This window comes from Mycobacterium lehmannii (genome assembly GCF_002245535.1).
Classification (GTDB): Bacteria; Actinomycetota; Actinomycetes; order Mycobacteriales; family Mycobacteriaceae; genus Mycobacterium; species Mycobacterium lehmannii.
In genome coordinates, this window is sequence record NZ_NKCN01000001.1 from 226603 (window position 1) to 244083 (window position 17481).

The 17481-nt window shown below is 68.5% G+C and carries 15 protein-coding genes; 13 read left to right on the top strand and 2 right to left on the bottom strand.

The annotated features are described in order from the left end of the window. Positions 1–16: 16 nt before the first annotated feature. Genes CEX87_RS01135 through CEX87_RS01150 form a run of 4 tightly spaced genes read left to right on the top strand, consistent with a single transcriptional unit; the run spans position 17 to position 2557 of the window. Positions 17–694: an energy-coupling factor ABC transporter permease gene (locus tag CEX87_RS01135; protein ID WP_094285814.1), complete on the top strand. Its 678-nt coding sequence runs from the start codon at positions 17–19 to the stop codon at positions 692–694. After that, complete coding sequence (locus CEX87_RS01140) at positions 691–1047, top strand: PDGLE domain-containing protein (protein WP_064394545.1); 357 nt, start codon at positions 691–693, stop codon at positions 1045–1047. Before CEX87_RS01135 ends, CEX87_RS01140 begins: the two co-directional genes overlap by 4 nt. A gap of 2 nt (positions 1048–1049) precedes the next feature. After that, on the top strand, positions 1050–1823 hold the full coding sequence (gene cbiQ / locus CEX87_RS01145; protein WP_094285662.1) for a cobalt ECF transporter T component CbiQ: 774 nt from the start codon (positions 1050–1052) through the stop codon (positions 1821–1823). Then, positions 1820–2557 carry an energy-coupling factor ABC transporter ATP-binding protein gene (locus CEX87_RS01150; RefSeq protein ID WP_094285664.1) on the top strand — a complete coding sequence of 246 codons (738 nt, stop codon included), beginning with the start codon at positions 1820–1822 and terminating at the stop codon, positions 2555–2557. Before cbiQ ends, CEX87_RS01150 begins: the two co-directional genes overlap by 4 nt. 56 nt (positions 2558–2613) lie before the next feature. Here the strand turns inward: CEX87_RS01150 and mtr are convergent, their stop codons facing one another. Then, positions 2614–4029, bottom strand: coding sequence for a mycothione reductase (gene mtr / locus CEX87_RS01155; protein WP_094285666.1), 1416 nt, complete (start codon positions 4027–4029; stop codon positions 2614–2616). Further along, on the bottom strand, positions 4026–5003 hold the full coding sequence (locus CEX87_RS01160; RefSeq protein ID WP_094285816.1) for an alpha/beta hydrolase: 978 nt from the start codon (positions 5001–5003) through the stop codon (positions 4026–4028). Before CEX87_RS01160 ends, mtr begins: the two co-directional genes overlap by 4 nt. 228 nt (positions 5004–5231) lie before the next feature. Here CEX87_RS01160 and mqo point away from each other — a divergent pair, with 228 nt between their 5' ends. From mqo to CEX87_RS01205, 9 genes are all read left to right on the top strand, one after another. Next, entirely contained in the window at positions 5232–6731 is a 1500-nt protein-coding gene (mqo, locus tag CEX87_RS01165) for a malate dehydrogenase (quinone) (protein WP_064394541.1), read from the top strand. Next, entirely contained in the window at positions 6728–7174 is a 447-nt protein-coding gene (locus tag CEX87_RS01170; RefSeq protein ID WP_064394540.1) for a GNAT family N-acetyltransferase, read from the top strand. The genes mqo and CEX87_RS01170 overlap by 4 nt, the downstream gene beginning before the upstream one ends. Then, a complete protein-coding gene (locus CEX87_RS01175) occupies positions 7171–9027 on the top strand; it encodes a magnesium chelatase subunit D family protein (RefSeq protein WP_064428308.1) in 1857 nt (618 codons plus the stop codon). The genes CEX87_RS01170 and CEX87_RS01175 overlap by 4 nt, the downstream gene beginning before the upstream one ends. A gap of 13 nt (positions 9028–9040) precedes the next feature. Then, positions 9041–9655 (top strand): cob(I)yrinic acid a,c-diamide adenosyltransferase, encoded by a 615-nt coding sequence (cobO, locus tag CEX87_RS01180; protein WP_064426066.1) that lies wholly within the window; start codon positions 9041–9043, stop codon positions 9653–9655. Between the two features lie 103 nt (positions 9656–9758). Then, the gene (locus CEX87_RS01185) at positions 9759–11162 is read left to right on the top strand and encodes a cobyrinate a,c-diamide synthase (protein ID WP_094285668.1); all 1404 of its coding nucleotides are present in this window, start codon (positions 9759–9761) and stop codon (positions 11160–11162) included. Then, the gene (gene cobA / locus CEX87_RS01190) at positions 11159–12364 is read left to right on the top strand and encodes a uroporphyrinogen-III C-methyltransferase (RefSeq protein WP_064394536.1); all 1206 of its coding nucleotides are present in this window, start codon (positions 11159–11161) and stop codon (positions 12362–12364) included. Before CEX87_RS01185 ends, cobA begins: the two co-directional genes overlap by 4 nt. A 32-nt stretch (positions 12365–12396) precedes the next feature. Beyond that, on the top strand, positions 12397–13989 hold the full coding sequence (locus CEX87_RS01195) for an MFS transporter (protein WP_066809234.1): 1593 nt from the start codon (positions 12397–12399) through the stop codon (positions 13987–13989). A 97-nt stretch (positions 13990–14086) separates the two neighbouring features. Beyond that, a complete protein-coding gene (locus CEX87_RS01200) occupies positions 14087–15604 on the top strand; it encodes an MFS transporter (RefSeq protein ID WP_064416956.1) in 1518 nt (505 codons plus the stop codon). Between the two features lie 64 nt (positions 15605–15668). After that, on the top strand, positions 15669–17426 hold the full coding sequence (locus tag CEX87_RS01205; RefSeq protein WP_094285670.1) for a proline--tRNA ligase: 1758 nt from the start codon (positions 15669–15671) through the stop codon (positions 17424–17426). Positions 17427–17481: the final 55 nt, after the last annotated feature.

The window sequence follows — 17481 nt, forward strand, 5'->3', positions numbered from 1 at the left end:
CTCTTCGTACGTCGCGATGCACATGAGCGACGGCATCGTCGACGCCCCGACCTCCGTCGTCTTCGGCCTCATCGCCGTCGCCGTTGTCGCACTGTGCGCGGCCAAGGCCAGAAACGAGCTCGATGAGCGCACGGTGCCGCTGGCAGGCCTCGTCGCCGCGTTCATCTTCGCCGTCCAGATGATCAACTTCCCGATCCTGCCGGGGGTCAGCGGGCACCTGCTCGGCGGGGCGCTCGCCGCGATCCTGGTCGGCCCCTACACCGGGGCGCTGTGCATCGCCATCGTGTTGGTCGTGCAGGCGCTGTTGTTCGCCGACGGCGGGGTCACGGCGCTGGGCACCAACATCGTCAACATGGCGGTGATCGGCGTCGCGGCCGGATATCTGACCGCCGTCCTGCTCTACGCGATGGCCAGGAAGCGCGCGGACGTGCCAGTGGCCGGCTTGGGCGTGATCGCCTTCGTGGCCGCGCTGATCGGAACCATCTGTGCGGCAATGGGCTTCGTCGTCGAATACGCGATCGGTGGAGCGGCCACCACGTCACTGGGCGCGGTGACGGGCTACATGCTCGGCGCCCATGCGCTGATCGGCGTGGGAGAGGGCGTCATCACCGCCGTCACCGTGATGGCCGTCGCGCGTTCGCGACCTGACCTCGTCTACCTGTTGCGGCGTACCCGACAGGAGGTTGCGGCATGAGGTCGCGCTGGCAGTTCTTGGCGATTTTCGCGGCCGTCACACTGCTGATCGCCGGGGTGGTGTCCTACTTCGCCAGCTCGAACCCGGACGGACTCGACTCGACGACGCTGCGCGGGTGCGAGGTCGTCGAGACCGCCGACGGCGAGGAACTCACCGGTGAGTGCATCGCCCAGCACGCCGAGGAGCACAGCCTGGCGGCCTCACCGCTCGCCGACTACGCCATCGGCGGACGCGACGGCACCGGCGGCGTCGCCGGAATTATCGGCGTGCTCGCGACGCTCGTCGTCGCAGGATCGGTGTTCTGGCTGATCGCGCGGAGCCGCAGAGCGACCGACCGCAGCGGATCGGGCTGACCATGGGCGCGGGCGCTCACCCCCTCTACCGGCACGACGACTCCGCCGTGCACCGCGCCCCCGCCGAGGTGAAGGTCGTCTGCCTTCTGGTGTTCGTGCTCGCGGTCGTCGCCACCCCGCGGGAGATGTTCTGGCCCTTCGCCGTCTACGCGCTGATCGTCGTCGGGATCTGGCATCTCGCCCGTATCCCGCTGTGGTGGGTCCTGCCCCGGATGCTGATCGAAGCGCCTTTCCTCGTCCTGGCCGTGCTGCTGCCCTTCGCCGAGGGAGGCGAACGTATCGACGTTGCGGGAGTGGCGCTTTCGGTCAGCGGGTTGTGGGCGGCATGGGGCATCGTCATCAAGGGCACGCTCGGGGTCGCGGCGGCACTGACCGTGGCCGCCACCACGTCGACGACAGAGCTGCCCACCGCGCTGGGCCGGCTCGGTGTGCCCGCTATCGCGACGTCGGTCCTGGTGCTGATGATCCGCTACGTCGACCTCCTGACCGCCGAGGCCGGCCGGATGCGCATGGCGCGCATATCGCGTGGCGATTCTCCGCGCGTCCTGCATCAGGCCGGCGCGATCGCGAAGGGTATCGGCGCACTGTTCCTGCGGTCCTACGAACGCGGTGAGCGGGTCTACGTCGCGATGCTCTCGCGCGGGTTCGACGGCAACGCACCGGATCTAGCCGTGATCGGTGCGCCGCCACGCGCCGTCGCGTCGCAGTGGGTGATCGTGATGGCTCCCGCCGCGGCCGCGGTCATCGTTTCCGCGTCGGCGTGGGTGCTGCGATGAACGCGATCACGATCGATGGCCTTCGCCACGTCTACCCCGACGGCCACGTCGCCCTCGACGGTGTCGACCTGACCGTGCGCGGCGGCGAACGCATCGCCGTGCTCGGCCCCAATGGCGCGGGCAAGACCACGCTGATGTTGCACCTCAACGGTGTGCTGACCGCGACGTCGGGTTCGGTGCGCATCGGCGATCTCGCGCTGACCCGCAAGACGCTTCACGACGTGCGCAGGCGTGTGGGCCTGGTCTTCCAGGACCCCGACGACCAGTTGTTCATGCCGACCGTCGCCCAGGATGTGGCGTTCGGTCCCGCGAACTTCGGGTTGCGCGGTGACGCGTTGGCCGACCGGGTCGGAGAAGCGCTCCAGACGGTGTCTCTGACCGAGGAGGCCGACCGCAGCCCCACCCACCTGTCGGCGGGCCAGCGGCGCCGTGCGGCGTTGGCGACCGTACTGGCTTGCCGGCCCGACATCCTTGTGCTCGATGAACCGTCGGCGAACCTCGATCCGGTCGCTCGCCGGGAACTGGCCGAGACGTTGTCTGGACTGGACTCCACGATGCTTATCGTCACGCACGACTTGCCTTATGCCGCTCAGCTGTGTGAGCGGGCGGTCGTGATGGATCGCGGCGTGGTCGTCGCCGACGGGCCCATCCGGGAGATCCTCGCCGACACCGAGCTGCTCGCCGCGCACCGCCTCGAGCTGCCCTGGGGCTTCGAGGTGCCCACCCGGCCCTGACTTGTGCACATCGAGGAGCGCTGAGCGCTCCTGAATGTGCACAAATCGCCGGGAAGTCAGTGTCGTCGGGACGGCGGCCACGGCGGCTCGCCGCACAGCGCCAGCAATGCGTTCTCGACGACCTCCGGGAGGGCGGGGTGAATCCAGTACTGCCCGCGCGCCATCTCCTGGGCGGGCAGGTCGAACGCCATGCCCTGGATGACCGGCTGGATCAGCGATGACGCCTGATGGCCCATGATGTGCGCGCCGAGGAGCAGCCCGGTGTCGTCATCGACGATGACTTTGGCGATGCCGGAGGTGTCCTCCATCGCCCACCCGTAGGCGACGTCGGCGTAATCCTGGATCTTCACCCGAATCCGGAAACCCTGTGCGCGCGCCTCGTTTTCGGTCAACCCGACGCTGGCGATCTGCGGGTCGGTGAACACCGCCGACGGGACATGGCGGTGGTTGGCAGGCATGAGCGCGTCCGTGTCATCCCAGTCCTGCAGAAGATTGTGTTTGACGACGCGCGCTTCGTGGTTGGCCACATGCTTGAGCTGGAAGTCCGACGACACGTCGCCGAGCGCGAAAATGCCGCGGGCGGTGGTGCGTTGGTATTCGTCGACGACGACCTGTCCGCTCGCGGTCACCTTCACACCGGCGTGCTCTGCGTCGAGCAGGTCACCGTTGGGGACGCGACCGGTCGCCACCAGCAGCACGTCGCCGCGCAGTTTCGAGCCGTCGTGACAGGTGACTTCGACGCCGCCGTCGACCTCGCGGGCGTCGGCCAGCTCGTGATGGTTGCGCACCTCCCACTTCTTGGCGGCGATGTCGGTGAAGCGCATTGCGATGTCGTCGTCGTGGCCGCGCAGCAGGGTGCTGCCGCGGATCAGCAGCGTGATCCTGCTGCCGAGCGACGAGAAGATGTGGGCGAATTCGCAAGCGACATAACCGCCGCCGACGATGATGAGGTGTTCGGGCAGATCGGTGATCCGCATGATCGTGTCGCTGGTGTGGTAGGGCGCACCGCATTCGCTGACCGCGTCGGGCACCACCGCGCGGGAACCGGCTGCGATCACCACCTGGTCGGCGGTGAACTCGTCCCCGTCGTCGGTGCGCAGCGCGTACCGGCCATCGGGTCGCGTGGGCACAAACCTGGTGTGGCTGGAGAACACCTGCACATTCGGTGAGGAGCGACGGTAGTTCTCTCCCGCGACGGCCAACGGGTCGATCCGTCCGAACACCCTCGAGACGATGTCGGGCCACCGCACGGCGTCGATGTGCGCGTCGACGCCGTATCGCGCCGCGTCCCTGACGTTGTCGGCGATGCCTGCCGCGTAGACGAACATCTTCGTCGGGATGCAACCGACATTGAGACACGTTCCGCCGAACACGCTCTGCTCGCAGATCGCGATCTTCTTGTCGATGTAGCGCTCGTCGAGGATGGAGTTGCCAGAGCCGGTACCGATGATCGCGATGTCGAAGTGCGTCATGAGGGTCGGCCTCCTGGGGATCGGGTGACGGCGGAGCCGCGCGCGGCCGGGTCGAGGTACCAGTCCAGCCACAGGTCGAGTTCGCCGTAGGCGGCCCGCCGCGCCTCGGGTACAGATAGGAACACGTCGTGCTTGGCGTCGACGATCGGCACGATCGTGGTCCGGTTGCCGATGCATCCGGCCCACCGGGCGATCTGTTTGACGTCGAGCACCGCATCCCCGCGCTGGATTGCGTCCGGATCCCGCGCCTCGCGCACGCTGCGGTCCGAGCGCAGAACGAGGTTGGGCACACCCACGTCGAGACCGCGATGCAGTCTCGCGTGGCCACGGCGGATGGCGGCGATCCAGCCCGTCGTGACGGGAAAGCCGCCGACGGGCTTCCACCTCAGGTCGTAGTCGAAGTCGCCGTGGTAGTCGCGGTGCAGCGACGAACCGTAGCCGCCCTCGCTCGGCGGGCGCACCACCAGCCGCTTGGTCACCCGCGAGACGGCGCCCAGCGCGGCGCGCGTCGGTGCGGCCCGAAGGATCGACGGCCCCTGCAGGTCAAGCCACGGGCTGTTCAGCACGAGGCCGCCGACGCGCTTGCGCCCGGTCCGCCCGCGCCGACGCAACCGGTCCAGCCACAGCGACACGATCAGCCCACCGGCCGAGTGCCCGTACACCAGGACCTCCGCGGGGGACACCGAACCGATGATGTCGAGTGCGCACTCGAGTTCGACGTCGTAGCGGGCCAGGTCGGTGGTGAAGTGAGGGGTCTGGCCCTCGCGCCACGAACGCCCGCATTTGTGCAGGTCGATCGCGTAGAACGCGAATCCGCGACCGGCGAAGTGGTCGGCGAGCTCGGTGTTGAAGAAGTAGTCGGTGAACCCGTGCACCAACAGCACCGCGCGCGTGGCCGACCGATCCGGTTCACCGCGCCGCACCAGGGTCGCGACGAGCTCGCCCTCCCCGTCCGGGTCTGCGCCGAGGGCCATCGTGTGTTGCCAGTAGCCCGGCAGCACGTCTGCCTTCCAGTCGGGCACGACAGCAACGATAGCCGCGACAGCCGGTACCGCTGGGCGAAGCGGCCCTATGAGGTTCTGCGCGCGGCGATCGCGCGGGGATTGAGAACGCCCTTTGCGGGCTAACCTGATGATCGACCATGGCCGGGGCCGGATCTCACTGGCCGCGCGGAACACCGAGTCCAGTCGGGGGAACTGAGAGTGTCTGACGAACCGAGGAAGACAGACGTCGTGCTCATCGGGGCCGGCATCATGAGCGGAACGTTGGGCGCGCTGCTGCGACAGCTGGAGCCGGACTGGGACATCACACTGATCGAGCGCCTCGACGCGGCGGCCGCCGAGAGCAGCGATGCGTGGAACAATGCCGGTACCGGCCACTCGGCGCTGTGCGAGCTGAACTACACCCCGCAAAAGCCCGACGGGTCGATCGACATCTCCAAGGCGGTGCGCGTCAACGAGCAGTTCCAGGTGACGCGCCAGTTCTGGGCGTACGCGGTGGAAAACGGGTTGATCAGCCATCCGCGCAGCTTCCTCAACCCGATCCCGCATGTGAGTTTCGTGCACGGCGCGGAAAGCGTGAAGTATCTGCGGCGCCGCTACGACGCGTTGGTGACCAACCCGCTGTTCGCGCGCATGGAGTACATCGACGACGAGGACGAGTTCACCCGGCGGTTACCGCTGATGGCCGAGAAGCGCGACTTCTCCGAACCGGTCGCGCTCAACTGGACCGAGCAGGGCACCGACGTCGACTTCGGCGCCCTGTCCCGCCAGCTGCTCGGCTACGTCGCCCAGCGCGGTATGACCACATACTTCGGGCACGAGGTGCGCGATCTGGACCAAAAGTCCGACGGTTCGTGGACCCTGAAACTGGTCAATCTGCGCACCGGGCGCACCAGCAAGCTCAAGGCCGGCTTCGTGTTCGTCGGCGCGGGCGGCGGGGCGTTGAACCTGTTGCAGAAGGCAGGCATGAAGGAGGCCAAGAACTTCGGCGGCTTCCCGGTCAGCGGCAAGTTTCTGCGCACCGACGTCTCGCGCCTGACCGATGCGCATCAGGCCAAGGTGTACGGCCAGCCACCGGTGGGTGCGCCGCCGATGTCGGTTCCGCACCTGGACACGCGCGTGATCAACGGCCGGTCCTGGTTGCTGTTCGGGCCGTTCGCCGGCTGGTCACCGAAATTCCTCAAACAGGGCGACGTCTTGGACCTGCCCGAATCCATCACGCTCAACAACGTCGCATCAATGGTCAACGTCGCGCTCACCCAGTTCGGACTGCTCAAGTACCTGGTGGGTCAGCTGATGCTGTCGGACGCCGAGCGAATCGAGGCGCTACGCGAATTCGCGCCCAGCGCAAAGGAATCCGACTGGGAGCTCAACGTGGCGGGGCAACGGGTCCAGGTCATCTGCGGTAAGAGCGGCAAGGGTGTGCTCGACTTCGGCACCACCGTGCTCACCTCCGGCGACGGCACCATCGCCGGGCTGCTCGGCGCTTCCCCGGGAGCCTCGACCGCGGTGCCCGCGATGATCGACGTGCTGCAACGCTGCTTCGCCAAGCGCTATCCGGCGTGGGAGTCCGAGATCAAGGAGATGGTGCCGTCGCTGGGACACGAGTTGTCCTCCGAGCCTGAGCTGTTCGACGAGGTGTGGTCGCACGGAACGCGGGTCCTGCGTCTCGACGAGTCCTCGGCGGTGGCTACGGGATGACGGTTGCGCTGCGCCGCAGTTGGTCTCGAGACCTCGACGCCGCAACGCTCTACGAACTGCTCAAGCTGCGGGTCGAGGTCTTCGTCGTGGAGCAGGCCATTCCGTATCCAGAACTCGACGGCCGCGATCTTCTCGCCGAGACGCGGCACTTCTGGCTGGAAACGTCCACCGGTGAGGTGATTTCGACGCTGCGTCTGATGGAGGAGCATCCCGGCGGACAGAAGGGCTTCCGCATCGGCCGGGTGTGCACCAAGCGCGAGGCGCGCGGGCAGGGGCACAGCACGCGGCTGCTGCAGGCCGCGCTGGCCGAGGTGGGCGACTATCCCTGCCGCATCGACTCCCAGACGTACCTGGCCGATATGTATGTCCGCCTCGGCTTCGTCCGCGACGGAGAGGAGTTCATGCAGGACGGCATTCCGCACGTCCCTATGCTGAAGCCGTGACCTATCCCTTCAGCGCGATCGTCGGGCATGACCGTCTGCGGCTGGCGCTGCTGCTGTGCGCGATCCGCCCCGACATCGGAGGGGTGCTGATCCGCGGGGAGAAGGGCACCGCGAAGTCGACGGCGGTGCGTGGGTTGGCCAAGGTGCTGGAAGCGGCCGCTGCGGCGGACGGGACAACGGGCACCACTGGGCAGCTGGTCGAACTCCCGATAGGCGCCACCGAGGACCGGGTGGTCGGCTCGCTGGATTTGCAGAAGGTGTTGCGTGACGGTGAGCACGCGTTCTCGCCGGGACTGCTCGCCCGCGCGCACGGCGGTGTGCTCTACGTCGACGAGGTGAACCTGCTGCACGACCATCTGGTCGACGTGCTGCTCGACGCCGCGGCGATGGGCCGGGTACACGTCGAGCGCGACGGGGTGTCGCACAGTCATGAGGCACGCTTCGTGCTGATCGGCACGATGAATCCCGAAGAGGGCGAACTGCGTCCGCAGCTGCTCGACCGGTTCGGGCTCACCGTCGACGTACGGGCGTCGCGCGACGTCGACGTGCGCGTCGAGGTGATCCGACAGCGCATGGCGTATGAGGCCGATCCCGCCGGGTTCGCCCAACGCTACGCCGAAGACGACGACGAGCTCGCCCGCCGTGTCGCGGCGGCCCGCGCTTCGGTCGACTCGGTTTCGTTGCCCGACAGCGAATTACGTCGGATCGCGGCGCTGTGCGCGGCGTTCGACGTCGACGGCATGCGTGCCGACCTGGTCGTCGCGAGGACCGCTGTCGCGCATGCCGCGTGGCGTGGTGCCGACGTGGTGTCCGAGGAGGACATCCGGGTGGCCGCTGAACTCGCGCTCCCGCACCGCCGACGACGCGACCCGTTCGACGACCCGGGCCTGGATCCCGGCCAACTCGACGACGCGATGGCGCAGGCTGACGAGGCCACCGACGATAACCCCGAACCCGACCCCGACCCGCCGGGCGGTGGCGCGTCGTCGTCGCCGGAGGGTGCCGGCCGTGATGGGCAACCGTCACAACGGAATTCGGAGAGTGCTTCGCGTCCCAGCGCCGCGCCCTCGGCGGTGTTTCGCACTCGCTCGCTGGTGGTGCCCGGTGTGGGGGAGGGCGCGCCGGGCCGCCGGTCGCGGGCGCGTAACCGCACCGGCAAGACGGTCGCGGCCACGTCTGACGGCCGGACCGGTCACGGTGTGCATGTGTTCGGCACCCTGCTGGCCGCCGTGGAGAGCCAACGCAGACCCGGAGCGCCCCGGCCGCAACCGGGCGATGTGCGGCGCGCGATCCGGGAGGGCCGGGAGGGGAACCTGGTGATCTTCGTGGTCGACGCGTCGGGTTCGATGGCTGCGCGCGACCGGATGTCCGCGGTCGGCGGTGCGGCGCTGTCGCTGTTGCGCGACGCCTACCAGCGCCGCGACAAGGTCGCCGTGATCACGTTTCGCCAAAGCGACGCGAGAGTCCTGCTGCCCCCGACGTCGTCGGTGCATATCGCCAGCCGGCGTCTGGCCCGCTTCGACACCGGCGGTAAGACGCCTCTGGCGGAGGGCTTGTTGGCGGCGCGCGACCTGGTCGTGAGGGAGAAGGCCCGCGACCGCGCCCGGCGCAGCCTCGTGGTGGTGCTGACCGACGGGCGCGCCACCGGCGGTGCCGACCCGTTGGGACGCACGCGCTCGGCGGCCGCGAGGTTGGTGGCCGAAGGCACCGCCGCTGTCGTTGTCGACTGCGAAACGTCGTATGTGCGGTTGGGTCTGGCCGCAGAGCTCGCCGAACAACTGGGCGCCCCGGCGGTGCGGCTGGCCCAGCTGCGGGCGGACAGCCTCACCGACGTCGTCCGCACCGCCGCCTGAAAGGAAGTTTCGGATGCCTCAGGGCCAGCCGCTGACGGTTCCCGATGACGGGTTGACCACCCGGGCGCGCCGCAATGCGCCGCTGTTCGCGGTGCACACGGGCGCGGGTAAGGGCAAGTCCACCGCGGCGTTCGGCATGGCGTTGCGCGCGTGGAATCAAGGCTTTGACATCGCGGTGTTCCAGTTCGTCAAGAGCGCCAAGTGGAAGGTCGGCGAGGAAGCGGCCTTCCGCGAACTCGGCAAGTTGCACGACGAGCACGGCGTCGGGGGACCGGTGCAGTGGCACAAGATGGGCTCGGGGTGGTCCTGGTCGCGCAAACACGGCGACGAGGTCGACCACGCCGCGGCGGCGGCCGACGGCTGGGCCGAGATCGCGCGGCGGCTCGCCGACGAACGGCACGACTTCTATGTGCTCGACGAGTTCACCTATCCGCTGAAGTGGGGCTGGATCGACGTGGACGAGGTCGTCGAGACGATCCGGTCGCGACCCGGAATGCAGCACGTCGTCATCACCGGTCGCGACGCCCCCCAGCAGTTGCTCGATGCCGCGGATCTGGTCACCGAGATGACCAAGGTCAAGCACCCGATGGATGTCGGGCGCAAAGGTCAGAAGGGCATCGAGTGGTGACGCTCGATCGGCGCGAGCGACCGCGAAATGACACCATTCGCGGTGTGGCGGCGTGCAAACACGGTCGCTCGCCACTGGTGGGTGGGCCCAGGCGGGAGGTGGGGTGAGCAGGGCGACGCCTGCGGTGGTCATCGCCGCACCCGCGTCGGGTAGCGGAAAGACCACCGTGGCAACGGGTTTGATGGGGGCGCTGCGGCGGGCGGGGCGGGCGGTCGCGCCGTTCAAGGTCGGCCCCGACTACATCGACCCCGGCTATCACGCGCTGGCCTCGCTCCGGCCCGGCCGCAACCTCGATCCCGTCCTGACGGGGGAGCAGCTGATCGGCCCGCTGTACCGGCACGGCAGCGCCCGAGCCGACATCGCGGTCATCGAAGGCGTGATGGGCCTGTTCGACGGCCGCATCACCGAGGAGTCGCGCGGCAATGCGTTCGGATCCACCGCACATGTCGCCGCTCTGTTGGGCGCGCCGGTCGTCATCGTCGTCGATTCCCGCGGACAGAGTCACAGCATCGCCGCGCTGCTGCACGGCTTTTCGACGTTCGACTCCTCGGTTCGCGTCGCCGGGGTGATCCTCAACCGCGTCGGCTCGCTGCGTCACGAGGAGGTGCTGCGCCAAGCCTGTGAACACGCCGGCATCCCGGTCTTGGGTGCGATTCCCCGATGCGACGAAATATCTGTCCCCTCACGGCATCTGGGGCTGGTCACCGCGGTCGAACACGGGGACAGGGCGCGCGAGGCGGTGGAGGCGATGACCGCGCTCGTCGGCCGCCACGTCGACCTGGTCGGGATCGCCGCGCTGGCCGACAGCCGAGTCATGGACGACCCCTGGGACGCCGAGGAGGTGACCCCCGTCGGCGGAACCGCCACAGTGGCGCTGGCGTCGGGCAGGGCGTTCAGCTTCGGCTACGCCGAACACCGCGAATTGCTCACCGCCGCGGGCGCCGAAGTCGTCGAGTTCGACCCGCTGACCGACACGCTGCCGTCGGGCACCGACGCCCTCGTCGTCCCCGGCGGTTTCCCGGAGGAGTTCGTCGCCGAACTCTCGGCCAACGACGTCGCACGCACGCAGATCAGACAACTGGCGGCGTCGGGGGCCCCCGTGCACGCCGAATGCGCGGGCCTGACATATCTCGTCGACGACCTCGACGGTCACCCGATGTGTGGGGTGATCTCCGGCTCGGCGACGTTCACCGAACGCCTCACACTCGGCTACCGCGAAGCCGTCGTGGTGACCGACTCGCCGTTGCACTCGATCGGTGACCGGATGATGGGACACGAATTTCACCGCACCGCAGTCACTTTCAAAGACGACTACGCCCCCGCGTGGATCTTAACCGGCCACGCCGGCGGTCGCAGGAGGGACGGTGTGGTGGACGGGGCCGTGCATGCGGGCTACCTGCACACCCACCCCGCCGCGCACCCGCGGGCGATCAGCCGCTTCGTGGCGGTGGCCGCAGCCTCTAAGCTCGCGCCGATGAGCTCGCGCGAACAGGATCCAGATCAGTGACCGAGGACGCCTATCTGGTCGGCCTGCGCCTGACCGGCAGGAAAGTCGTCGTCGTCGGCGGCGGCAGTGTGGCGCAGCGCCGCTTGCCGCTTCTGGTGGCCAACGGCGCCGACGTGGTCGTGATCGCGCCCGAGGCCACGCCCGTGGTCGAAGCGATGAGTGGAATCACGCTGCAGCTGCGCGAGTTCGAGCCGGGCGACCTCGAGGGCGCCTGGTACGCGATCGCGGCCACCGACGACCCGGCCGTCAACGCCGCCGTCGTCGCCGAGGCCGAGGATCGCCACATCTTCTGTGTGCGCGCGGACGTGGCCGTCGAGGGCACGGCCGTCACACCGGCATCGTTCGAGTACGAGGGGCTGTCGGTCGGTGTGCTCGCCGGCGGTGAGCACCGCCGGTCGGCGGCGATCAGGTCGGCGATCCACGAGGCCATGCAGCGCGGGCTCATCGCACCGGACAGCTCGGCGACCGCCGACGTCGTACGCGGCGGCGTGGCGCTCGTGGGCGGGGGGCCGGGCGACCCCGAGTTGATCACCGTTCGCGGGCGCCGGCTGTTGGCGCACGCCGACGTCGTCGTCGCCGATCGGCTCGCACCGCAGGAACTGCTGGCCGAGATGCCGCCGCATGTCGAGGTCATCGACGCGTCGAAGATTCCCTACGGCCGGGCCATGGCACAGGACGCGATCAACGGCCTGCTGATCGACCGCGCGAAAGCGGGCAAGTTCGTCGTGCGGCTCAAGGGCGGCGACCCGTTCGTGTTCGCCCGCGGATATGAAGAGGTGCTGGCGTGCGCCGAGGCCGGTATCCCGGTCACCGTCGTACCCGGTGTGACCAGTGCCATAGGGGTTCCCGCGCTCGCGGGTGTGCCCGTCACCCACCGGCACGTCACGCACGAATTCGTGGTGGTCAGTGGGCATGTCGCGCCCGGGCATCCCGAATCGTTAGTGAATTGGAATGCCTTAGCCGCGCTCTCGGGCACCATCGTGTTGCTGATGGCGGTCGAACGCATCGAACTGTTCGCCGAGGCTCTGCTGGAAGGCGGACGACCTGCGGATACGCCAGTACTGGTGGTTCAGCACGGCACCACCGCCGCACAGCGGACTTTGCGCGCGACGCTCGCCGATGTCGCAGAACGCATCCGGGAGGACGGAATTCGGCCTCCTGCAATCATCGTTATCGGGCCCGTGGCCGCCTTCGCCGGTTAAAGGGATCTTAAGATTACTGTAAGGTAACCCCCATGACGGCTCTCAATGACGCAGAGCGTGCTGCCATGCGCCGTGACGCCGAGGGTGGGGCAAATCGAGCATTCCCACCGCACTCCCAGAAGACCGCTATCGGGTCTGCGCGCGGGCAAACCGGCAGGTCCTCGGCGTGGCTGCCATCGCCGAGGTTCATCGCTGCGGTCATCGCGATCGGCGGTATGCAGCTGCTCGCGACCATGGACAGCACGATCGCGATCGTCGCGCTTCCTAAGATCCAGGATGAGCTGAGCCTCTCCGACGCCGGCCGTAGCTGGGTGATCACGGCCTACGTGCTGACCTTCGGCGGCTTGATGCTGCTGGGCGGGCGACTCGGCGACACGATCGGCCGCAAGCGCACCTTCATCGTCGGCGTGGCGCTGTTCACCATCGCTTCGATCCTGTGTGGTCTCGCGTGGAACGAGGCGACGCTGGTGGTCGCCCGGCTGCTGCAGGGCGTCGGCGCTGCGATCGCCTCACCGACCGCGCTGGCGCTGATCGCGACGACGTTCCCGAAGGGCCCGGCCCGTAACGCGGCCACCGCGATCTTCGCCGCGATGACCGGTATCGGCTCGGTGATGGGCCTGATCGTCGGTGGTGCGCTGACCGAGGTGTCGTGGCGCTGGGCGTTCCTGATCAACGTGCCGATCGGCCTGGTGATGATCCACCTGGCCCGCAAGACGCTGCGGGAGACCAACCGCGAGCGGCTCAAGCTGGACGCTGCGGGCGCCCTCCTGGCCACGCTCGCCTGTACCGCAGCGGTGTTCGGGTTCTCGATGGGCCCCGAACAGGGCTGGTTGTCGCCGGTCACGCTGGGTTCCGGTCTCACCGCGTGCGCTGCTTTCCTGGCGTTCCTCTACGTCGAGCGCACCGCAGCCAACCCCGTCCTGCCGTTCGACCTGTTCAAGGATCGCAACCGGGTCGCGACCTTCGCCGCGGTGTTCCTCGCCGGTGGCGTGATGTTCACGCTGACCGTGCTGATCGGACTGTACGTGCAGGACATCATGGGCTACAGCCCGCTGCGCGCAGGCATCGGATTCATTCCGTTCGTGATCGCGCTCGGGATCGGGCTCGGGCTCTCGTCGCAGCTGGTGCAGATGTTCCCGCCGCGACTACTGGTCATCGCGGGCGGCGTGCTGGTGCTGGGTGCCATGATCTACGGCTCCACGCTCGACGCGAACATCCCGTACTTCCCGAACCTGGTGCTGCCGATCACGGTCGGCGGGCTGGGCATCGGAATGATCGTGGTGCCGCTGATGCTGTCGGCGATCGCCGGCGTCGGCTTCGACCAGATCGGCCCGGTGTCGGCCATCGCGCTGATGCTGCAGAACCTCGGCGGGCCCGTCGTGCTGGCCATCATCCAGGCCGTGATCACGTCGCGCACGCTGTATCTGGGCGGCACCACCGGACCCGTCAACGACATGAGCGCCGCACAGCTGCACGCGCTAGACCAGGGCTACACCTACGGCCTGCTGTGGGTGGCCGCGGTCGCCGTGATGGTCGGGATCGCGTCGCTGTTCATCGGCTACAGCGCATCGCAGGTCGCGCATGCGCAGGAAGTCAAGGACGCGATCGACGCCGGAGAGCTTTAGCTCGACATCCAACTGGGGAGAGCTTTAGCTTCGGTGTAGTCCGTCGCGCCCGGCGCGACCGAATACACCGAAATCGCACTCGGTAGGGTGGCTGACCATGTCTGCCGTCGGTGGTTCCTCCGAGTCGACAGACCGACCCGTGCCGCCGGCGGCATTGCCGCTCGCGAAGTCCGTTCTGGGCCCGGCGATCATCGCGATCACCGGCATGCAGCTGATGTCGACCCTCGACGGCACGATCGTGATCGTCGCGCTGCCCAGGATGCAGGCCGACCTCGGCCTCACCGACGCCAGCAAGAGCTGGGTGATCACCGCCTACGTCCTGGCGTTCGGCGGGCTGCTGCTGCTCGGCGGGCGGGTCGGCGACGCGATCGGCCACAAGCGCGCGTTCCTGTCCGGCGTCGGGGTCTTCACCATCGCCTCGCTGGTCTGCGGCCTGGCCACCGACCCCGCCACGCTGATCGTCGCGCGCGCGGTACAGGGCACCGGGGCGGCGGTGGCGGCGCCCACCGGGCTGGCCCTGATCGCGACGACGTACGCGGTCGGCCAGGCGCGCAACCGGGCGCTGGCCATATCGGCGGCCATGCAGGGCATCGGCTCGGTGCTGGGCCTGGTGCTCGGCGGCGCGTTGACGGTGATCTCCTGGCGGCTGGCGTTTCTGATCAACGTGCCGATCGGCATCGCGATCATCACCATCGCGGTCCTCAAGCTCGCCGAAACACACCACGAGCGACTCAAACTCGACATCACCGGTGCGCTGCTGGCCACGCTGGGCTGCTCGTCGGCGGTGCTCGTCTTCACCCAGGGCCCGCCGCGCGGCTGGATCGACCCGCTGGTCATCGGCGCCGCGGTCGCGTCGGCGGTCTTCTTCATCAGCTTCCTGCTCGTCGAACGCACGGCCCAGCACCCGATCGTGCCGTTCTCGGTGTTCGACAACCGCAACCGGGTCATGACGTTCATCGCGCTGTTCCTGGCCGGCGGCGTGCTGCTGACGCTGACGGTGATGATCGGTCTGCTGGTGCAGGACGTCCTGGGCTACTCGGCCCTGGAGGCGGGCATCTGCTTCATCCCGTTCGCGCTCGCCTTCGGGGTGGGCACCGCGGTGGCCGCCCGGCTCGCGCCGCATGTCGCCCCGCGCTGGCTGATCCTCGGCGGCGGCATCTTCGTCCTCGGCGCGATGCTGTACGGGTCGACGCTGGACCGCAGCATCCCCTACTTCCCGGACCTCTTCGCGCCCATCGTGATCGGCGGCTTCGGCATCGGCGCCATCGCGGTGATCCTGCCGCTGTGCGCGATCGCGGGAGTGGGCCCCGGCGAGATCGGCCCGGTGTCGTCGATCACGTTGATGGTGCAGAACCTCGGCGGCCCGGTGGTGCTCGTCGTCATCCAGGCGGTGCAGACGTCGCGCACGCTGTACCTGGGCGGTACCACCGGGCCGGTCAAGGACATGACGCCTGCCCAGCTCGACGCGCTCGGCTACGGCTATACGTACTCGCTGCTGTGGGTCGCCGGTGTCGCGGTGATGGTCGGTATCGCCGCGTTCTTCATCGGTTTCTCCTCGCGCCAGATCGCCTCTGCCCAGCACACCAAGGAGGCCGTGGAGGCCGGCGAGCTGTAGCTCGGGTTCCGGCGGGGTGAGCGTAGCGATCGGGGGATCAACACAGTCAGTAAGGTTGTCGGCTGTGATCACCCGCATGTCGGAGCTGTTCCTGCGCACCCTGCGCGACGACCCAGCCGACGCCGAAGTGCCCAGCCACAAACTGCTGATCCGCGCCGGCTACATCCGACCGGTCGGGCCCGGGCTCTACAGCTGGCTGCCGCTGGGGCTGCGGGTGCTGCGCAACATCGAACGGGTCGTCCGCGACGAGATGACCGCGATCGGCGGCCAGGAGATCCTCTTCCCGGCGCTCCTGCCGAAGGCGCCCTACGAGACGACGAACCGCTGGACCGAATACGGCGACAGCGTGTTTCGGCTGCAGGACCGCAGGCGCAACGACTACATGCTCGGCCCGACCCACGAAGAGTTCTTCACCATGACGGTGAAGGGGGAGTACAGCAGCTACAAGGACTTTCCGCTGCTGCTGTTCCAGATCCAGACCAAGTACCGCGACGAGGCACGCCCGCGGGCGGGAATCCTGCGCGGTCGCGAGTTCGTCATGAAGGACTCGTACTCGTTCGACGTCGACGACGACGGGCTGCGCGCGCAGTACCTGGCCCACCGCGACGCCTACCGGCGCATCTTCGACCGGCTGGGCGTGCGCTACGTCATCGTCTCGGCCGTTTCCGGGGCGATGGGCGGCAGCGCATCCGAGGAGTTCCTGGCCGAAAGCGAGATCGGCGAGGACACGTTCGTGCGGTGCCTGGAGTCCGGTTATGCCGCCAACGTCGAAGCGGTGACCACGGCCGCCCCGGCCCCGCTGCCCGTCGACGGCCAGCCCGAGGCCAAGGTGCACGACACCCCCGACACCCCGACGATCGCGACGCTGGTCGACTGGGCCAACGCGGCGCTCGATCGCACCGTCACCGCCGCCGACACCCTGAAGAACGTGATGCTCAAGACGCGCGTGCCCGGCGGCGAGTGGGAGCTGCTGGCCATCGGGGTGCCCGGCGACCGCGAGGTCGACGACAAACGCCTGGGTGCTGCGCTCGAACCGGCCGAGTACGCGCTGCTCGACGACGCCGACTTCGCCAGGTATCCGTTCCTCGCCAAGGGGTATATCGGACCGAAAGCCCTGCTGGCCAACGGGATTCGCTATCTGGTCGATCCCCGTGTGGTCGACGGCACGTCGTGGATCACCGGCGCCGACGAACCCGGTAAGCACGTCGTGGGCCTGGTGGCGGGCCGCGACTTCGTCGCCGACGGCACGATCGAGGCCGCCGAGGTGCGCGACGGCGACCCCTCGCCGGACGGGGCGGGACCGCTGGTGAGCGCGCGCGGTATCGAGATCGGCCACATCTTCCAGCTGGGCCGTAAGTACACCGACGCATTCGACGTCGACGTGCTCGACGAGAACGGCAAGCCGGTCCGGTTGACCATGGGCTCCTATGGCATCGGGGTGTCGCGACTGGTCGCCGTCATCGCCGAACAACACCACGACGAGCTCGGCCTGCGCTGGCCGGCCGAGGTGTCGCCGTTCGACGTCCACCTCGTCATCGCGAACAAGGACGCCGCCGCGCGCGACGGGGCCGAGGAACTGGCGAGCGAGCTGGGTCGACGCGGGATCGACGTGCTGCTCGACGACCGCACCGCCTCGCCAGGGGTGAAGTTCAAGGACGCCGAACTGCTCGGTGTGCCATGGCTCGTCGTGGTCGGCCGCGGCTGGGTCGACGGGGTGGTCGAGCTGCGCAACCGGTTCACCGGCGAAACGCGCGAGATCTCGGTGAGCGGCCAGGACGCCGGTGCGGCGGCGGAGATCGCGGCGGCGCTCACTTCGCCGTAGGCCGAACGTGGGTTACCCGCACGCCAACGGCGAGCAGACCGTGACGCGAGCCCAC